Genomic DNA, 17,439 nt, shown 5'->3' with positions numbered 1-17,439 from the left:
GGCGCGGCCACAATCCAGCCGATGCGCGCCACCCACAACGACAACTACCAGCCCGCACGGGCCTGGTTCATCACGGTGCTGCTCGCACTGTTCATGCTGATCAACTTCATCGACAAGGTCGTCATCGGCCTGGTCGCGGTGCCGATGATGGCGGAGCTGAAGTTGTCGCCCACCGAATTCGGCTGGATCGCGGGCAGTTTCTTCTGGCTGTTCTCGGCCTCCGGCGTGGTCGGTGGCTTCATCGCCAACCGGGTCAGCGCCAAGTGGATGCTGCTGGTGATGGCCGCGACCTGGAGCGTCGCGCAGTTGCCGATCATCCTGTCGTCGTCGATCGCGATGTTCGTGTTGTCGCGCGTGCTGCTCGGCATCGGCGAGGGGCCGGCCGCGCCGATCGCCTACCACGCCTGCTACAAGTGGTTCCCGGACCGCAAGCGGGCGCTGCCGGTCTCGGTGGTCAACCAGGGAGCGGCCATCGGCGTGCTGATGGCGGGCGTGCTGATTCCGCTGATCACGGTGCATTGGGGTTGGCGTGCCAACTTCCTCGTGATGGCAATCGCCGGCGCGGTGTGGGTGCTGGTCTGGCTGGTGTTCGGCGCCGAGGGGCGCGTTGCCGATGAAGCCGGCAGCACGCAGGCAAGCGGGGCCGAACGGCGCCTTCCCTATCGCGTGCTGCTGACGGACTCCACCGTGCTCGGCGTGCTGGTCATGAACTTCATGGCGTACTGGGGTCTCGCGTTGACGCTGACCTGGTTCCCGGCCTACCTGCAGAAGGGCCTGGGTTTCGACGGCCTCGCGGCCGGGCGGCTGTTCGCGATGCTGACGCTGGTCAACATCGTGTGCAGCCTGGGCCTGTCGTGGTGGTCGCAGCGCCTGCTGGCGCGTGGGGTGCCGGCGCGCAAGGGCCGCGCAGTGCTGGCCAGCGGGGCGCTGATCGTGGGCGGCTTGATGATCGTGGCGGTCGTGCTGCTGCCGATGCCTGTGTTGGCGAAGGTCTTCCTGCTCGCGGCCGGTGGCGGCATCACCGGCGTGATGTTCTCGCTGGCACCGGCGATGGTCGGCTCGGTGTCGCCCGACACACAGCGCGGCGCGATGCTGGCGATCCTCAACTCAGTCGCGTCCATCGCGGGCGTGCTGTCGCCGGTGATCACCGGCAGCCTGATCCAGAGCACCAGCGGCGACATCGCCTCCGGTTATGAACATGGCTTTGCGCTGAGCGGCGCACTGCTGGCGGCCGGCGGCGTGATCGGGCTGCTGTGGGCGCACCCCGAGCGGTCGATCGCCCGGCTGGCGCGGGGGCGGCCCCTCACCCCAGCCCTCTCCCCGGAGGGGCGAGGGAGCAAAGCCGGCGGCTGACGCCTTCACGACAGACCACGCGATTTCCCTCTCGCCTTCAGGGTGCGCCTGTGGAACGATGGCCTTCTGCACAGTCCCACGTCACAGGAGAAAGCATGCCGCGCGTCCGCCCGCAGAAGTTCGTTCACGTCGTCTATCGCACGCGCCGGTTCGAGGCCATGCTCGACTGGTATGCCAAGGTCTTCGATGCCCATGTCCAGCACAAGAACCCGGCGATCGCCTTCCTGACCTACGACGACGAGCATCACCGCTTCGCCTTCATCAACCTGGCGGTGCTGCAACCCGAAGGCACGGAGACCAATCGCGCCGGCATCATCGGCGTGGACCACGTGGCCTACACCTACCAGTCCATCGACGACCTGTTCGAGAACTACGTTCAACTCAAGGCGCAAGGCATCCTGCCCTACTGGTGCATCCACCACGGCGTGACGGTGTCGATGTACTACGGCGACCCGGACGGGAACCAGATGGAGTTCCAGGTCGACTGCTATTCGAGCAACGAGGATGCGAACGCCTTCATGGAAGGCCCGCACTTCGCCGCGAATCCGATCGGTGTCGAATTCGATCCTGAAGAATGGCTGGCCCGCCAACGCGAGGGAACGCCCTTGACCACATTCCTGCCGCGCACCGCGCACATGCCGGTGTCGCCGGTGCGAGGTTCCGCCGCATGACCGATGAGTTCGTCGACGTGCTGGTGGTGGGCGCGGGACTGTCTGGCATCGGCGCCGCCTACCACCTGCAGAAGCTCTGCCCGGACCGCAGCTATGCCATCGTCGAGGCGCGCAACGACCTGGGAGGCACCTGGGACCTGTTCCGCTATCCCGGCGTGCGCTCGGACTCCGACATGCACACGCTCGGCTATTCATTCCGCCCCTGGACCGATCCGAAGGCCATCGCCGCAGGACCGACCATCCTCAATTACCTGCGCGAGACCGCGAGCGACAACGACATCGACGGCAAGATCCGCTTCGGCCACAAGGTGGTGCGCGCCGACTGGTCTTCGCAGGAGGCGCAATGGACAGTACAGATGCTGCACGAGAAAGACGGCAGCACCGTCAGCATGCGTTGCGGTTTCCTGTTCATGTGCAGCGGCTATTACGACTATGGCGGCGGCTACCAGCCCGAGTTCCCCGGCATGGACCGCTTTGGCGGCCGGTTGGTGCATCCGCAGAAGTGGCCGGAAGACCTGGACTACGCCGGCAAGAAGGTCGTCGTCATCGGCAGCGGCGCGACCGCCGTGACGCTGGTGCCGGCCCTCGCCGCGAAGGCCGCGCACGTGACCATGCTGCAGCGCTCACCGACGTGGATGGTCTCGCGCCCCTCGGTCGACCCGATCAACACGAAACTGCGCAAGCGGCTGCCCTTGAAGATGGCGCTCCAGCTGACCCGCTGGAAGAACGTGCTGATGGGCATGTACGTCTTTCGCCTCTGCAGGAAGAGTCCGCAGCGCATGCGCCAACTGTTGCTCGGTGGCGTGCGGCAGGCGCTGGGGCCCACGGCCGACATCGCCACCCATTTCACGCCGCGCTACAACCCGTGGGAACAACGCCTGTGCCTGGTGCCGGACGGCGACTTCTTCAAGGCGATCAACAAAGGTAGCGCGTCGGTCGTCACCGACCAGATCGAGTCGTTCACCGCGACGGGCCTGAAGCTGAAATCGGGTGCCGCGCTTGAAGCAGACATCATCGTCAGCGCCACCGGGCTGAAGCTCGCGATGCTCGGCAATGCCGCGCTGTACGTCGACGGCCAGCGCGTCGAGCCGGCGCGCACGGTCAACTACAAGGGCCTCATGTACACCGGCGTGCCGAACCTGGCCAACACCTTCGGCTACACCAATGCCTCGTGGACGCTGAAGGCGGACCTGACCGCGCAATACGTCTGCCGGCTGTTGAATCACATGCGCAAGACCGGCGCGCGGCAATGCCTCGTGCCGGAGCTCGGGCCCGATACGCCGCTGCAGCCGTGGGTCGACTTTTCGTCTGGCTACTTCCAGCGTGCCGCGGACCAGTTGCCCAGGCAGGGCACGACCAGGCCGTGGAAGCTGAACCAGAACTACTTGACGGACATGGTGGCGATGCGCTTCGGGAAGGTCGCGGACGGGGTGCTGAAATTCAGCTGACCGTACTGAGTCACAGGGTTCTCCGGCCAGGAGTCAAGCGGCGGGTCCAGCAAGTTGGCCGCAGTCGATGATTTCGAGGAACATCCCTGCCTTGCGGGCGAGCCGCACCATTTCCGCCGTGCCGTCTGTGGACGGATCGAGTTCGTTCCGATCCCAGAGGGCGAGCAATGTGACCCGGTCGGCGCCCCAGGCCTGCGCCTGGCGCAACATCCATCGATTGCCGCGCGACCAGGGTGTCATGCCGCGTGCACTCAGCCAACGGGGCAGACCAGCCGCGCTGTGCATGAGGTAGGTGCGCTCTTGCGACTGCGCATCGACAAGATCGAAGAAGCGGTTGCGCCAGTCATCCTCATACTGCTTGAACACCTCGTCCGCGACGGCGTTGCGCGACATCGGCAGGCACAGCCAGGTTTCGATGCCAAGCGGCTTGCAGCTCTCCAGCGCGAGGATGTCGGCCCCGGGCGCCGCCGATGCGAGCATGGTGATGCGCTCGTCTTCGCGCTTCATTCCACGCAGTGCGTCTTCGATGAGGCTGCGGGCTCTTTGCTGTGCGGCAGAGGGAAAGCGCGGCTGCGGTGCATTTGCCTTGTCCACGGTATGGCCGCTGAACACGACAAGATGGCGCCTGCCCGATTGCACGCCCGCCGCAGGACCGTCGAGGGCCGTGATCACGGCTTGCGCCACGTCTGCACGGATGCCGAGCTGGGCGAACAGTTCCAATTGGCCCTTCGCGGCGTCCCAGTAGAAGCTCCCGAGTGGAACGGCGTTTCGATAGGCTTCCGCTGCAATAGCGGGATCTGCTTGCAGCACGCTCAAGGGCTCTGTCAGGAACACCAGGTCTGCGGCACTGATGGCGGCCCAGACACGATCATCATCGTTGCCATCGGTGAATGCCCGTTCGATCGACGCGCGCACCACATGCTGCAGCGCGGCCAGATCACGCTTCAGGACTCCCACGTATTGCTTGGCGGCACGCTGCCTGTCATGGGTGAACAGGTTCGCGAAGCCCGGGCTTTGGGCGAGCGATTGCAGGATGCACCCCATCTGGAACGCCGCGATTCCGGGGAAGAAACTGTTGAGATCGGTCTTGTAGGCGTCCCGATAGGCTTCATAGGACAGCTTGGCCTTCACGTCGATCGCCCTCGCGCGACGTTGCTCCGGCGTGTCCAGTTTGCTGAACGCCAGGCGCCAGAGCGTCTTCAGGTTGCGCCCCTTGAGCGCAAGTGCCTCCGCACGATCGGTGGGCGGCAGGGGCTTGCGAGCGAGCACGCGCTCGATCGCCAGGTTGGAGCGTTCGAGCAGCGTCGCCTCGCCTGTCTGCTTGAATTGGCGCTCGTACAAGTTGGCAAGCGCGAGGTTGGCGTCAAGATCGTATGGAGCGGCCCCGCGCACGATCTCCCAGGTTGCAATCGCCGCCTCGTAGTCCTTCGCATTTTTCCACTGAGCCCGGCCGATGGCCTTGAGACCTTGTCGTTCGAAGCGCTCGCCCATCACATCATCGGCCAGCAAACGCAGCCAGCCCTTGTCGGACCGCGCCGCCGCGAGTTGGACCTCCTCGATGAAACTCAAGTGCAGCACGTCGACACTGCTCACGTCGGCTTCGGGCAGCTTGGGCAGCGTGAGGAGGATCGGGCTGTCAGTCTCGCGCGCGCCGGCAAGACCGGCTCGTATGGCGGCTACGAGATCACCCAGCGCCGCGCCCGGGTTGTCCACCGGGTACGGCATATACCGCCCACCCGCGATGTCGAATGGCGTCACGTCCGCGGATGGGTTTCCCTTGATCAGCACCGTGTGCTTCTTTCGCAACGCATGGCGAACGCCGAGCTCGTAGAACACGTTGGCGTTGTGCACGGTGATGTCGCATATGACGATGTCAGCCTGAAGGATGAGCTGGAACATGTCCTCGTGAATGCTGCCCGCGTCGAGTACCTCCGCGGTGGTGTCTCCCTTGAGGTTGCATTCCTTGATCGCCTCGGCAATCAGTTCACGGTGGACCCGCTCGAAGTCGATGACCTGACCCTCGGAGTCCTTCTTCTTGCCGAAGCCTCGAATCACGAAACAGCGCATCGCATATTCCTTTGAGTCGAACGTAGCTCCCCCCAGCAGGTTAGCGAGAGCCCGTGAATGGCGCCTCCCATCCATTGGGGATCAGTCGCTCGCGCAACTCGATTGCGCACGTCGTAGCGATCTCGCAATCGGCCAGGCCAGGGTACGACCTGGGTGCCGCTTGCGCGTCACAATCGCCCCTCGGTTGAATTCCAATGGAGCCAGCAAACCATGATCGACGCCGCGCAATTGCGCGAACTGAGTGCCCAGAGGATGGAGGCCAAGGCCCTCGGTTGCCGCTGCACGGCCTTGCAGCAACCATCGTGGGAAAGCATCACGGACGATCGCTGGCCCGCAGGGATTGATCAGGTCGGAACGCTGCGCCCGCCGGGTGTCGACGAACCCACCTTCGAGGAATTCCACCCGGATGGGACGCGGTACGACTCCGCCCGCGCACCCATTGCCGTCGCATGGTTCCCCGCCAACCGCAGCGACGTATATCTGTGCAGCGTGTGCTGCAGCGTGTTCCTCCGGTACACCGAGTACGGCGGCTACTACGTGGACCATCGCGTGCGCCTGGTCGACCCGGCGCTGGTTGTCTGAACTTTGAATTCCTGAAGGAGAAATCGATGTCGGAGAAAGTTGCTGTCGTGGTCGGAGGCGGAAGCGGCATGGGCGCGGCAGCCGCGCGCAAGCTGTCGGAAAAGGGGTTCGCAGTGGCCGTCATGTCCTCGTCCGGCAAGGGCGAAGCGCTGGGCAAGGAACTGGGTGGCATCGGCGTGACGGGGTCGAACCAATCGAACGAGGATCTGCGCCGCCTGGTCGACATGACGCTGGAGCGCTGGGGCCGTATCGATGTGCTCGTGAACGGCGCGGGCCACGGGCCGAAGGGACCACTGCTGGAGTTGACCGACGAGCAGTGGCAAACCGGCATGGACTTCTACCTGCTCAACGTGATCCGGGCCACGCGCCTCGTCACGCCCGTGATGGAACGCCAGAAGGGCGGCGCCATCATCAATATCTCCTCGGCGTGGGTGCTGGAACCGAGCGCGTTGTTTCCGACATCGGCCGTCTTCAGGGCAGGGGTTGCCGCGTTCACCAAGCTCTTCGCGGACCAGTACGCGGCCAGCAAATTGCGCATGAACAATGTGCTGCCGGGCTGGATCGACAGCCTGCCCGAGAAGGAAGACCGCCGCCAGAACGTGCCGATGCAACGCTACGGCACCAGCGACGAGGTGGCTGCCACCATCGCGTTCCTTGCCTCGGACGAAGCGGCGTACATCACGGGACAGAGCATTCGTGTCGACGGCGGGTTGATGCGGTCGCTGTAGGGCTCCTCGTCCGTTGCGCCGGGCTGCCCGCTTCGCTATCCCGCCGCCACGATCACATGCGCCTGGATCTTGCCGGCCACCGGGCCTTCGCCATGGCGGCTGGCTATGGCCTCCGTCGCGCGGTCCGTGGCGACCTGGAGCAGGCTGGCGTCGCGCGCCTCGATCTCGTTGCGCAGCGGCGTTCCCTGGCAATAGGCGGTGGCGACGTCTCGTGCCGAGGGCGCGCGACTCACCTCCGCGCGCGTCTCGATGCCGATGTCGGTGAACCCTGCGCGGCTCAGGTCCCCGCGGATCAGTGCAATGTCGTAATTGCCGTGCGGCGTGCGGGCGAGGAATCGCGGAGGGTCGTCCGGAAACACGGTGGCGACGGCGTTCGTGACGTCGTCGGCAAAGGCGTTCTCCTCGATGCGGTCCCAGACACTGAAGGCAAAGCGCCCGCCCGGCTTCAGCACGCGGCGTGCCTCGGCATAGCCGGCGACCCGGTCCGGAAAGAACATCGCGCCGAACTGGCAGCAGACGACGTCGAAGGCGGCATCGTCGAACGGCAGGTGGAGCGCGTCCGCCTGCCGCCATTCGATGCGGCTGTCGGCCCCCTGCCGGGCGGCCGCGTAGTCGAGCATGGGTTGGTTGAGGTCGGTCACCACGTAGCGCGCGCCGGCGCCGAGCCTTGACGCCAGCGCCCGCGTGACCACGCCGCTGCCGGCTGCCGTTTCAAGCACCGCGCCGGGCGCAAAGGCGGCGACACGCGCCGCCATGTCCTCCGCATAGGCCGCGAAGATCAGCGGAACCATCAGCGTGTCGTAGAACTTCGGGATCGACCCCGCGAACACCTTGTCGCTTTCAGCCATGTGACCCCTTTAAGATTTGATCGCGGTTCGAAGAGCCGGCCGCCGGGTCGCGCAGTGGCGACGAAGGCGCAATGGTGGCCCCGCACGCCGGCCCCGTCAACGTCGTCCGGCGGCGATCCAGGCAGGGTCTGACACCCTCCTCCGGTGACGGAAAAGACATGCCGCCGCGGGATCTTGAAAAGCTCGCTGGCGCTCCTACCTCGCTCCATGGAAGCGCCGGAGGCGTCTCCGGCGCTCCGCTCAATCCTGATTGGAGGTTCTCGCCATGTATCGATCCTTTTTCCCGCGCGACATGTTCGCCGAGATCGATCGCCTGCAACGCGACATGCAGCAGGCGTTCGACCTGTCCCCCACCATCCGCGGATTGGGCCGTGGCTTCCCCGCCCTCAACGTGGGAAGCACGAAACGCGCCGTCGAGATCTACGCCTTTGCGCCGGGCCTCGACCCTGCGGCCATCGAAGTCACGCTGGACCGTGGCCTGCTGACTATCGCCGGCGAACGCACTGCCGAAATGCCCGACTCCGCGAGCGACAAATCGACCACGCACATCGACGAACGATTCGAAGGCGCCTTCCGCCGCGCGCTGACGCTGCCCGACGACGCCGACCCCGAGTCCATGAGCGCGACATACCGCGACGGCGTGCTGCACGTGACCGTGCAGCGTCGTGAATCGACCGTGGCGCGCCGCATCACCATCCAGTAAGGAGACGAGTCATGAACAACAAACTCACCACGCAAGATCCCGCTACCGATGCCATGCGCAAGGCCCAGGCGCCCTATCGCGACGATACGCTCACGCCGCCGGTCGACGTGATCGAGGACGCAACAGGCATCACGCTGTATGCGGACCTGCCCGGCGTCTCGAAGGACAGGCTGCACCTGCAGGCGGAGTCCGACATCCTCACCATCGAAGGCGAGATCGACCTCGGCTTGCCCGAGGGCCTGCAATCCACGCACAGCGAAGTCGCACTGGGCCGGTTCCACCGCAGCTTCACGCTGAGCAAGGAACTGGATGCCGCCCGAGTCACGGCGAAGCTGGCGCAGGGCGTCCTGACCTTGCGGATTCCAAAGGCCGAACACGCCAAGCCGCGACGCATACCGGTCGGAGCGTGAAGGCCGCCTTCCCGCGCGCACCGGGGCAGCAGCGCGCGGGGAGGCGCGAGCGTCACGCGTTATGCGTCTTGATCCACGCCACGTACTTGTCCATCCACCCCTGCAGGAACTTCTGCGTGCTCTCGATGCCGATGTGGCCCTTGTCGTCGAACAGGCCTTCCTTGGCCTGCACGAAAGCCTCGGGCTGGCCCATGGTGGGCACGTCGAGGTAGGCCAGCACGTTGCGCAGGTGCTGCTGCGCCATCGCGGTGCCGATGGCGCCAACGGAGATGCCGACGACGCCCGCGGGCTTGCCGGCCCAGGCGCTCTGGCCGTAGGGCCGCGAGGCGTTGTCGATGGCGTTCTTCAGCACGCCGGGAATCGAGCGGTTGTATTCCGGCGTGACGAACAGCAGGCCCTGGCAGGACACGATCTCCGTCTTGAAGCGCTTGACCGACTCGGCCTGGTTGCCGTCCTGGTCCTGGTTGTAGAGCGGGAGGTCGTCGATCTGCAAATGCTCGAAGACGAATCCGTCGGGCGCCAGCGCCGCCAGCGCCAGCGCCAGCGCCAGCTTGCGATTGAACGAATCCTTGCGCAGGCTGCCGATGACAACGCCGATCTTGAAAGTGCTCATGGAATCTCCGTGTGGACGGGTGGAAGAAAAACCTACTGCCCCGACTGGGCCAATGCCTTGTCGATCACCTTGTGCAGGTGGTCGAGCCCGAAGGACACGTCGCAGAACGCGCCGTTGACATAGAAGCTCGGCGTCGAACGCACGCCCAGCCGGCGACCGCTCTCGATCTGCTCCTGCACGCGCTGCCGGTAGACGTGGTCGCTCATCTCGTTGGCAAAGCGCGCCATGTCGAGCCCGGCCTGCTGCGCGTATTGCCGCACGTGCTTGTCGTCGAGTTGGAGCTGGTGTGCGAACAGCAGGTCGTGGAACTGCCAGAACTTGTGCTGTGCCCCTGCGGCCTCGGCGGCCTCGGCGGCGAGTTCCGCATGCGGATGCACCTCGCGCAGCGGAAAGTGGCGGAACACGAAGCGCAGGTCGTTGCCGAAATGGTCCAGCACGATCTTCAGCGCCGAGTGCGCCTGGCGGCACGACGGGCATTCGAAGTCGCCGTACTCGACCAGCGTGACGCGGGCTGAGGTGGGACCGCGCACATGGTCTGTGGCCGGGTCGACGGCCAGCAGGCTGGCGGGGTTGAACGCAGTGGTCATGGGACTCCTTCGGTCAGGAAAGCCATCGGTGGCACGCGGCCATCAGCGCCGCAGTATCTGCCAGATGCCGCTACTTTGGTGGGGTCACGCCGGGTGCAGCCGTTGGATCGCGCGCCAGTTCGCGCGCGAGCGCCTGCGTGACGCTGCAGCCCGGCGGCACGTCCTGCGTCACCCAGACATTGCCGCCCACGGTGGCGCCCTTGCCGATGGTGACGCGGCCGAGGATGGTGGCGCCGGCATAGATCACCACGTCATCCTCCAGCACCGGATGGCGCGGCAGGCCCTTCTTGAGATGCCCGTCGGCGTCGGTCGGAAAGCGCTTGGCGCCGAGCGTCACGTTCTGGTAGAGCCGCACGCGCTCGCCGAGCACGGCAGTCTCGCCGATCACCACGCCGGTGCCGTGGTCGATGAAGAAGCCGGCGCCGATCTGCGCGCCGGGATGGATGTCGATACCGGTGTGCGCATGCGCCCGCTCTGCCACGATGCGCGCGAGCAGCGTCAGGCCGAGCTTGTAGAGCTGGTGCGCGAGGCGGTGATGAATCATCGCCAGTACGCCGGGGTAGCACAGCAGCACCTCGTCGACGCTGCGCGCGGCCGGGTCGCCATGGAAGGCGGCCATCACGTCGGTGTCGAGCATCTTGCGGATGCCCGGCAAGGCCGCGGCGAACTCGCGCACGCGTTGCTGCGCATCAGCGTTCAGGCCGGCGAGTTCGGCTTGCGTGTGGCGGCGCTCGTGGCGCAGCTCCAGCGTGGCTTGCACGTGCAGGTTGTGCAGCGCGTTGTCGAGCGTGTGCGCGACGTAGAAATCCTCGCTCTCCTGGCGCAGGTCGGTCGGGCCGAGCCGCATCGGGAACAACACGCCGGTGAGCGCCTCCACGACCTGCTCCACCACCTCGCGCGACGGCAGCTCGCGCTCGCCGCCGGTCTGGTTGCGCTGCTGCCCCTCGCGCCATTCGCGCCGCACGCCTTGCAGCGCCGCGACGACTTCATCGACCTGGAAACCTGACATATCAATATTTCTCCATGACGCCAAGCGTCTCCTGCCCCGCAAGCGCATCCCGGGGCGGGGTTGCTTCTTGCGCATCCTCGCACCGTTTGGCGGCCCGTGCTCTGCGCGCGGCGTCACTATCGGCGGAGTCTGATCGAGCGTCAAGGCACGCTACAAGAGCCTTTGGACCGGGCCGGCATGCGCCTGGTGACTGTGTTGACGAAGGTTTCTTTGGAAACTAAACTACCAACAAGTTTCCAGGGAAACCATATGAAGACAAAGACAAGCAGACCCTCACCATCGCCACTGGAAGCGCATCTGGGCTTCTGGCTGCGCTACGTATCCAACCATGTTTCCACTCGCTTTCAGCAATTGCTCGAGGCCGAGGGCGTGACCGTCACCGAATGGGTGGCGCTGCGCACCTTGTGGGCCAGGGACGAGGCCAGCCATGCCGAACTGATCCAGACCCTGGGCATGACCAAGGGCGCCGCTTCCAAGGTGGTCACTCGTCTTGAAGAGAAGGGCTTGGCGCAGCGGCAGTACGCCAGCGAGAGCACCCGGGATCAATCCCTGGTGCTGACCGCATCAGGCAGGAAGCTGGTTCCACGGCTGGCCGGGTTGGCAGACGCCAACGATGACCACTTCTTCGGCCATCTCGATGCGCAGGAGCGCCAAGCCTTGATGAATGCCATGCAGGCACTGGTGCAACGCCATCAGCTCAAGAACATCCCCGCCGCCTGACTGATCGCAGGCATTTCATTCCGGGTCAGGAAACACCATGAACGAAACCACCCACGCCGTCATCGAGGCCACCTTCGAGGCGTCAAATGAGGGCCGTATCCACTTCGGCGAAGTGATCGGCCGACTGATGAGTGTCGAAGTCGAGGCGTACCACGTCGACTACCGGTCCGGTCGGACGACCTGCTACCTGCCCGATGGCGCCACGCTCGATCTTGGTTTTGAGCGGCCACAGCAGCTCATCGGAGATATGTTCGACGGTGACGGGGTGCGCGCCGCCATCCTGGGGGCGCAACAGGGTCGGGTGATGTACCCCGAATTCAAGCTTCTCTCGCAGCGCGCGGGATGCATCGGGTACACGGTCTGGATCGCAGGACGCCATGTCACCTATCTCGGCCGCCGGGGCGAGACGCATGTCGAGCGCTTTCCGGACTGAACGCCGAAGCCAACTCACCTTTTCCGCAGGTTGGCTGCCCATCGAGAGCCTCGGCACAGAGAATCTCCAAAGGATTCGATCGCGGCTGCGGTCCCGCACCGGCACCGCCTGCCGGGCCGTTCGCCAGTTATGACGATGCAGCCGGCGGTCGCGGCCCCGATCATCGACGCATTGCAACCCCAAGGAAATCCGGCATGAACAACGATCTGCTCAGACTGCCCGCAACGGAACTGATCGAAGGCTATCGCACGGCGCGGTTTTCGCCGGTCGAGGTCTGCCGAGCCACCTTCGATGCCATCGCGGCGCTCAACCCGACGCTGAACGCGTTCCAGCACCTCGACGAGGACGGCGCACTCCTGCAGGCGCGGCGCTCGCAGGAGCGCTGGAGCCGCGGTGCGCCAATCGGCGCCCTCGACGGCGTGCCCGCTACGGTCAAGGACAACATCCTCACGAAGGGCTGGCCCACCCTGTCGGGCTCGCGCACCGTCGACCCGCAGCAGGCGTGGGAGGAGGACGCGCCCGGCACCGCGCGGCTGCGCGAGGCCGGCGCCGTGCTGATCGGCAAGACGACGATGCCGGAGTTCGCCTGGAAGGTGATGACCGACAGCCCCTTGTTCGGCATCACCCGCAATCCGTGGAACCCGGGCTTCACGCCGGGCGGCTCCAGCGGCGGCGCGGCGGCGGCCACCGCGGCTGGCCTCGGCGTGCTCGCGCTGGCGAGCGACGGCGGCGGCTCCATCCGCGTGCCGGCGAGCCGCTGCGGGCTGGTCGGGCTGAAGCCGACGCACGGCAGGGTGGCGGACTATCCGCCCTCGCGCTTCGGCACCAACTCCAACATCGGGCCGATCACGCGGACGGTGCGGGACTGCGCGCTGATGATGAACGTGATCGCCCGACCGGATCCGCGTGACTGGTACGGCCTGCCGCCGCACGAGGGCGACTACCTCGATGCGCTCGCGGGCGGCGTGAAGGGGCTGCGCCTGGCGTGGTCGCCGGACCTGGGCTCCGGCGTCGCCGTCGATCCGGAAGTCGCGATGGCAGCGCACAAGGCCGTCGAGGTGTTCCGCGCGCTCGGCGCCCAGGTTGACGAGATCGCCATCGACCCGGCGCTGTACGCGTTGGGCAGCCGTTCTTACTTCGTGCTGCGCTGTGTCATGCAGGCGGGGCTGCTGCGCGCGCTGCCGCCGGCGCGCCTGCCGTTGATGGACCCCTACCTGCTGGCCAGCTGCCGGGAGAACGATTTCGACGTCGTCGCCTACAGCGAGGCCGAGCAGGACCGGCGCCGTTTCGGCGTGGCGCTGAACCTGCTGCTCGACGGCTATGACGCCTTGGTCTGCCCGACGATCCAGAGCCTGCCCGAGCCGGTGGAGGCGAAGACGCCGGAGCCTTTCCTCACGGCCATCTTCAATGCTTCGCGGCATCCGGCGATCTCGATCCCTTGCGGCCTGTCGTCCGCCGGGCTGCCGATCGGCGTGCAGCTCGTCGCCGCGCACTCGCAGGAGGCGAAGCTGCTCAGGATCGCGGCGGCCTTCGAGGCCGAGCACGGCTTCGCGCCGCTGCCGATCGGGCCGAAGGTGTGAATATTTCTACTGCGGCCACCGATCTCGCGCCTGCGGTGTTGGCTCCGGCATGACAAGCGCTTCGCGCAGTTGTCAGCCTCGCCGCAACTTCGTTGTCACCGTACTTGAGTACGGTTCCGCTCCGCGAACCGGCCTCCCGGCAGGCGCCCTCGCTACGAAATCTTCGCACCTTCTGCGCTTTCGCCGCTTCGTTGAGAGCCGCCCGATAGCCTGGCCGCCGAGCGGCCGGCTTCAGTCGTCTCCGCGCGTCTGCCGCCACTCTCGCGGCGTCATGCCGCAGTGCGACTTGAATGCACGGGACAGCGCGGCTTCGCTGCCATAGCCGACCTCGATCGCGATCATCTTCAGCTGTCGGCCTTGCCGTAGTGCCTGCTGCGCCAGCTTGACGCGCCACCCCTGCAGGTAGGTACCCGGAGTGCAACCGACAACGTTGCGGAAGGTCCCGGCGAGCACGCTGCGCGACATTCCCGCGAAGTCGGCCAACGCCTCCAGCGACCACTCCCGCCCTGGCTGCTCATGCATCGCGACCATCGCCTTGCGAAGCCTGGGATGCGACAGGCCGGCCAGCATGCCGCCGCCGATCTGGCCCGTTTCCATCAGGTGCCGCAGCACCTGGATCAGCACGACCTCGAAGAGCCGGTCGATCAGCGCATGCCGGCCGCAGTTCTCGCCGAAGGCTTCGTCGAACAGCAGCGTCAGCACCTGGCCGGCGCCGTCGATGCTCTCCAGCGGCAGGCAGATGACATCCGGCAACGCCGCTACGACCGGGTTCGCGGCACCGCCATCGAAGTGAAGCTCCGCACAGGCCAGGTCGGCGCCTGACTCGGCGTCGGTGACAAAACGGCGGGGCACGGGTCGCGGATAGAGCAGCAGGCTGGGAACGCTCACCTGAAGCGTGGCGCGCCCCGGATGGATCACCTCCATCGTCCCCCGCCTGAGCAGGTGGATCTGGCCGCCCTCGCCCGGCGCGGAGAAATCCGTGATGCCGCACAAGGCGCCCGAATGAAACATGCGCGCGCGGACCGGGAAGTGGTTCAGCAGCGCTTGCAGGCGGTCGGTGCATGCGTCGGCCAATGCAGTACTCCTAATCAAGTTTTCAGCACTATTCGTCACCTTCAGTACTGACCTCAGTCCTAAAGTTCAGTCTGCCAAGCGGCTCTTTCATACGTCTTCAACCAAGGATCGACATCATGAAGTTCACACGCAGACTCCTCACCGCTTCCGTCCTGGCCCTGGCCTCGACCCTGTCCCTGGCCGCCGGCAGCCCCGGCGTCGAACGCAACGTCCAGGCCTTCCTCGACACGCTGGCCAAGGGCGGCGGCAAACCCATCGAGACCCTGTCGCCGGCCGATGCGCGCCAGGTGCTCGTGGGCGCGCAAAAGGGCGCCAAGCTGCCCCCTGCCGATGTCAGCCAGAAGACCATCAACGTCGACGGCAAGCAGATCGTGCTCGACATTGTGCGTCCGGCCGGTGCCAGGGGCGTGCTGCCGGGCTTCATCTTCGTCCACGGCGGCGGCTGGATCCTGGGCGACTTCCCGACCCACGAGCGCTTCGTGCGCGACCTGGTGGCCGACTCCGGAGCGGCGGCGATCTTCGTGAACTACACGCCCTCGCCCGAGGCGCGCTACCCGGTCGCCATCAACGAGATCTACGCGGCAACGAAGTGGGTGGCCGAGAACGGCGCGCAGTTCAACGTGGACGGCAAGCGACTGGCCATCGCGGGCAACAGCGTGGGCGGCAACATGGCCACGGTGGTCGCGCAAATGGCCAAGGACAAAGGCACGCCCGCGCTGCGTGCGGAGGTGCTGTTCTGGCCGGTCACCAACGCGAATTTCGAGAACGCGTCCTATGACGAATTCGCGAACGGCCACTTCCTGTCCAAGGACATGATGAAGTGGTTCTGGGACGCCTACACCGTCGACCCGAAGCAGCGCCAGGACATCCGCGCCTCGCCGCTGCTGGCCACGCCCGAGCAGTTGAAGGGCCTGCCGCCGACACTGATCCAGACGGCCGAGATGGACGTGCTGCGTGACGAGGGCGAGGCCTATGCGCGCAAGCTGGACGCGGCGGGTGTGACCGTGGTCGCGACCCGCTACAACGGGACGATCCACGACTTCGGCCTGCTCAATGCGCTGGCCGACTTGCCGACCACCCGGGCGGCGTTGCACCAGGCCAGCGAAGAGCTCAAGCAGCGCTTGCGCTGACGCCCGGTCGGCCGGACCGGCGGCAGCGGGCGACAGGGCCGAACCTGCTCTGCCACTTCTGCCGGTCCAGGCCGTGCGCACGACCTTCCCGTGGGGCGCAGCGCCCCACCCCTGACGAATCGCTGACGGCCTCCTGGCGCGGGCCCCGGCATGTCTCGACGCGCCTCGGCGAACCCCAAGACCCCCCTCAACCCACAGCTCCCTTACAGCCATGAACACTCTTGCCCGCACCCACACCTCTGCCCTGCAGCCGCGGCGCACGCGCCTGGCCCTGGCCCTCGAATGCGCGCTGACGGCGCTGGCTGCCCCGGTGCTGATGCTGTCGTTCAGCGCTCCGGCCCTCGCCGATGACGGCACGCCCTGCAGCCCGACCAACGGCCAGAACTGCGTGATCAATGCGACGGGCTCCACCGGGGGCCAGAACAAGGACCACAGCGGCCAGGGCGGCGGCAATCCGACGCCGAGTTCGATCAACCGCAATTTCACCGACACGCAGACCTACACCGCCTCCGACGGCAGCTACGGGGCCATCGACTTCCGGCTGATCGGCGGCGCCGGCGGAGCCGCCACCTCCGGCCTGGACGGACACGGCAAGAACGGCGGCACGGGCGGGGCCGGCGGCGCGATCACGGTGACGACCGGCAGCAACGTGAGCACGACCGGCGCCTACGACGGCGGCCTGCAGCGTTTCCTGAGCCAGGGCGGCGGGGGCGGCGGCGCCGGGGGCCATGACACGCTGACCGGCCAGTCGGGCACGGGCGGCACGGGCGGTGCGGGCGGCACGCTGCAGATCAACACCGCTGCCAGCGCTTCCAGCACGGACGTGGCGACCAGCGGGATCGAGGCGATCTCCGTCGGGGGCAACGGGGCCGGCGGCACCGATGGCCAGCCGGACTTCTTCGCGCCCTATGCGGGCGCAGGCGGTGGCGGCGGCGCGGTCACGCTGAGCGCGAGCGGTGCGATCACAACCTCGGCCACCGGCGTGTACGTTCGCTCGCAGGGCGGACAGGGCGGGCAGGGCCCCAACGACAACGGCGGCACACAGGCCGACGGAAGGAACGGGGGCCAGGGCGGCGGGTCGTCCACGGTGAACGTGACGATCACCGGCAACGTGACGGCCACGGGCAGCGGGCAGAACGGCGTGGACGTGGGTGCCACGGGCGGCAGCGGCGGCGCTGGCGGCTATGCACAGGGCGCCCCGGAAGCCATCGGGGGGAACGGCGGCAACGGCGGCAACGGCGGTACGCCGACGGTGGTGGTGACGGGGGCCCGCGTCAGCGGTGCCGAGGCCGGCGTCATGGTGAACAGCAATGGGGGCGACGGGGCCGCCGGGGGTTACGGCAACGGCAACGGCACGAGTTCGGGAGGCAACGGCGGCGGCGGGGGAACCGGCGGCCAGGCCGGCACCGCCACCGCCACGATCCAGGGCAATGCGCAGGTGAGCGGCGGGCTGGAGGGCGCGCTGGTCTACGCCAACGGCGGC

Annotated in this window: 17 protein-coding genes and 1 pseudogene; 12 read left to right on the top strand and 6 right to left on the bottom strand. The window is 66.6% G+C overall.

All coding sequences use genetic code 11. The features are described 5' to 3' along the window. Nucleotides 1-21 precede the first annotated feature (21 nt). The 3 genes from HCU76_RS25865 to HCU76_RS25855 all read left to right on the top strand — a co-directional run bounded on the left by HCU76_RS25865 (nt 22) and on the right by HCU76_RS25855 (nt 3,472). Nucleotides 22-1,353, top strand: a complete 1,332-nt coding sequence (locus HCU76_RS25865) for an MFS transporter (RefSeq protein WP_218511025.1) — start codon at nt 22-24, stop codon at nt 1,351-1,353. A gap of 95 nt (nt 1,354-1,448) precedes the next feature. Then, nucleotides 1,449-2,024: a VOC family protein gene (locus HCU76_RS25860; protein ID WP_213959505.1), complete on the top strand. Its 576-nt coding sequence runs from the start codon at nt 1,449-1,451 to the stop codon at nt 2,022-2,024. After that, nucleotides 2,021-3,472 carry an NAD(P)/FAD-dependent oxidoreductase gene (locus tag HCU76_RS25855; RefSeq protein ID WP_218511024.1) on the top strand — a complete coding sequence of 484 codons (1,452 nt, stop codon included), beginning with the start codon at nt 2,021-2,023 and terminating at the stop codon, nt 3,470-3,472. Before HCU76_RS25860 ends, HCU76_RS25855 begins: the two co-directional genes overlap by 4 nt. A 33-nt stretch (nt 3,473-3,505) precedes the next feature. Here the strand turns inward: HCU76_RS25855 and HCU76_RS25850 are convergent, their stop codons facing one another. Continuing rightward, nucleotides 3,506-5,539: a tetratricopeptide repeat-containing protein gene (locus HCU76_RS25850; RefSeq protein WP_218511023.1), complete on the bottom strand. Its 2,034-nt coding sequence runs from the start codon at nt 5,537-5,539 to the stop codon at nt 3,506-3,508. A 210-nt stretch (nt 5,540-5,749) separates the two neighbouring features. Here HCU76_RS25850 and HCU76_RS25845 point away from each other — a divergent pair, with 210 nt between their 5' ends. Both HCU76_RS25845 and HCU76_RS25840 read left to right on the top strand, forming a co-directional pair. Further along, nucleotides 5,750-6,121: a hypothetical protein gene (locus HCU76_RS25845; RefSeq protein ID WP_218511022.1), complete on the top strand. Its 372-nt coding sequence runs from the start codon at nt 5,750-5,752 to the stop codon at nt 6,119-6,121. A 26-nt stretch (nt 6,122-6,147) separates the two neighbouring features. Next, the gene (locus tag HCU76_RS25840; RefSeq protein ID WP_218511021.1) at nt 6,148-6,849 is read left to right on the top strand and encodes an SDR family oxidoreductase; all 702 of its coding nucleotides are present in this window, start codon (nt 6,148-6,150) and stop codon (nt 6,847-6,849) included. A gap of 35 nt (nt 6,850-6,884) precedes the next feature. Here HCU76_RS25840 and HCU76_RS25835 read toward each other — a convergent pair whose 3' ends face one another. Beyond that, the gene (locus HCU76_RS25835; protein ID WP_218511020.1) at nt 6,885-7,697 is read right to left on the bottom strand and encodes a class I SAM-dependent methyltransferase; all 813 of its coding nucleotides are present in this window, start codon (nt 7,695-7,697) and stop codon (nt 6,885-6,887) included. A 265-nt stretch (nt 7,698-7,962) separates the two neighbouring features. Here HCU76_RS25835 and HCU76_RS25830 point away from each other — a divergent pair, with 265 nt between their 5' ends. Beyond that, the gene (locus HCU76_RS25830; RefSeq protein ID WP_213959499.1) at nt 7,963-8,400 is read left to right on the top strand and encodes an Hsp20/alpha crystallin family protein; all 438 of its coding nucleotides are present in this window, start codon (nt 7,963-7,965) and stop codon (nt 8,398-8,400) included. Nucleotides 8,401-8,411: 11 nt separating this feature from the next. Further along, nucleotides 8,412-8,810 (top strand): Hsp20/alpha crystallin family protein, encoded by a 399-nt coding sequence (locus HCU76_RS25825; protein WP_213959498.1) that lies wholly within the window; start codon nt 8,412-8,414, stop codon nt 8,808-8,810. Between the two features lie 52 nt (nt 8,811-8,862). Here HCU76_RS25825 and HCU76_RS25820 read toward each other — a convergent pair whose 3' ends face one another. From HCU76_RS25820 to epsC, 3 genes are all read right to left on the bottom strand, one after another. Then, the gene (locus tag HCU76_RS25820; RefSeq protein WP_218511019.1) at nt 8,863-9,423 is read right to left on the bottom strand and encodes an NADPH-dependent FMN reductase; all 561 of its coding nucleotides are present in this window, start codon (nt 9,421-9,423) and stop codon (nt 8,863-8,865) included. A 32-nt stretch (nt 9,424-9,455) separates the two neighbouring features. Then, nucleotides 9,456-10,010, bottom strand: coding sequence for a thioredoxin domain-containing protein (locus HCU76_RS25815; RefSeq protein WP_213959496.1), 555 nt, complete (start codon nt 10,008-10,010; stop codon nt 9,456-9,458). A gap of 70 nt (nt 10,011-10,080) precedes the next feature. After that, nucleotides 10,081-11,019 carry a serine O-acetyltransferase EpsC gene (gene epsC / locus HCU76_RS25810; RefSeq protein ID WP_218511018.1) on the bottom strand — a complete coding sequence of 313 codons (939 nt, stop codon included), beginning with the start codon at nt 11,017-11,019 and terminating at the stop codon, nt 10,081-10,083. A 177-nt stretch (nt 11,020-11,196) separates the two neighbouring features. Here epsC and HCU76_RS25805 point away from each other — a divergent pair, with 177 nt between their 5' ends. The 3 genes from HCU76_RS25805 to HCU76_RS25795 all read left to right on the top strand — a co-directional run bounded on the left by HCU76_RS25805 (nt 11,197) and on the right by HCU76_RS25795 (nt 13,752). Further along, complete coding sequence (locus HCU76_RS25805; RefSeq protein WP_256354445.1) at nt 11,197-11,739, top strand: MarR family winged helix-turn-helix transcriptional regulator; 543 nt, start codon at nt 11,197-11,199, stop codon at nt 11,737-11,739. Nucleotides 11,740-11,776: 37 nt separating this feature from the next. Continuing rightward, the gene (locus tag HCU76_RS25800) at nt 11,777-12,172 is read left to right on the top strand and encodes a DUF1398 family protein (protein WP_213959494.1); all 396 of its coding nucleotides are present in this window, start codon (nt 11,777-11,779) and stop codon (nt 12,170-12,172) included. A gap of 194 nt (nt 12,173-12,366) precedes the next feature. Continuing rightward, entirely contained in the window at nt 12,367-13,752 is a 1,386-nt protein-coding gene (locus tag HCU76_RS25795; protein ID WP_218511017.1) for an amidase family protein, read from the top strand. Between the two features lie 231 nt (nt 13,753-13,983). Here the strand turns inward: HCU76_RS25795 and HCU76_RS25790 are convergent, their stop codons facing one another. Then, nucleotides 13,984-14,826, bottom strand: coding sequence for an AraC family transcriptional regulator (locus HCU76_RS25790; RefSeq protein WP_218511016.1), 843 nt, complete (start codon nt 14,824-14,826; stop codon nt 13,984-13,986). Between the two features lie 116 nt (nt 14,827-14,942). Here HCU76_RS25790 and HCU76_RS25785 point away from each other — a divergent pair, with 116 nt between their 5' ends. Continuing rightward, complete coding sequence (locus HCU76_RS25785; RefSeq protein WP_218511015.1) at nt 14,943-15,956, top strand: alpha/beta hydrolase; 1,014 nt, start codon at nt 14,943-14,945, stop codon at nt 15,954-15,956. 211 nt (nt 15,957-16,167) lie between these two features. Beyond that, nucleotides 16,168-17,439, top strand: a pseudogene (locus HCU76_RS25780) (hypothetical protein); the annotation flags it as partial.

It is taken from the genome of Variovorax sp. dw_308 (genome assembly GCF_019207085.1).
Classification (GTDB): Bacteria; Pseudomonadota; Gammaproteobacteria; order Burkholderiales; family Burkholderiaceae_C; genus Variovorax.
This window is presented reverse-complemented; position numbering and strand designations above follow the sequence as displayed.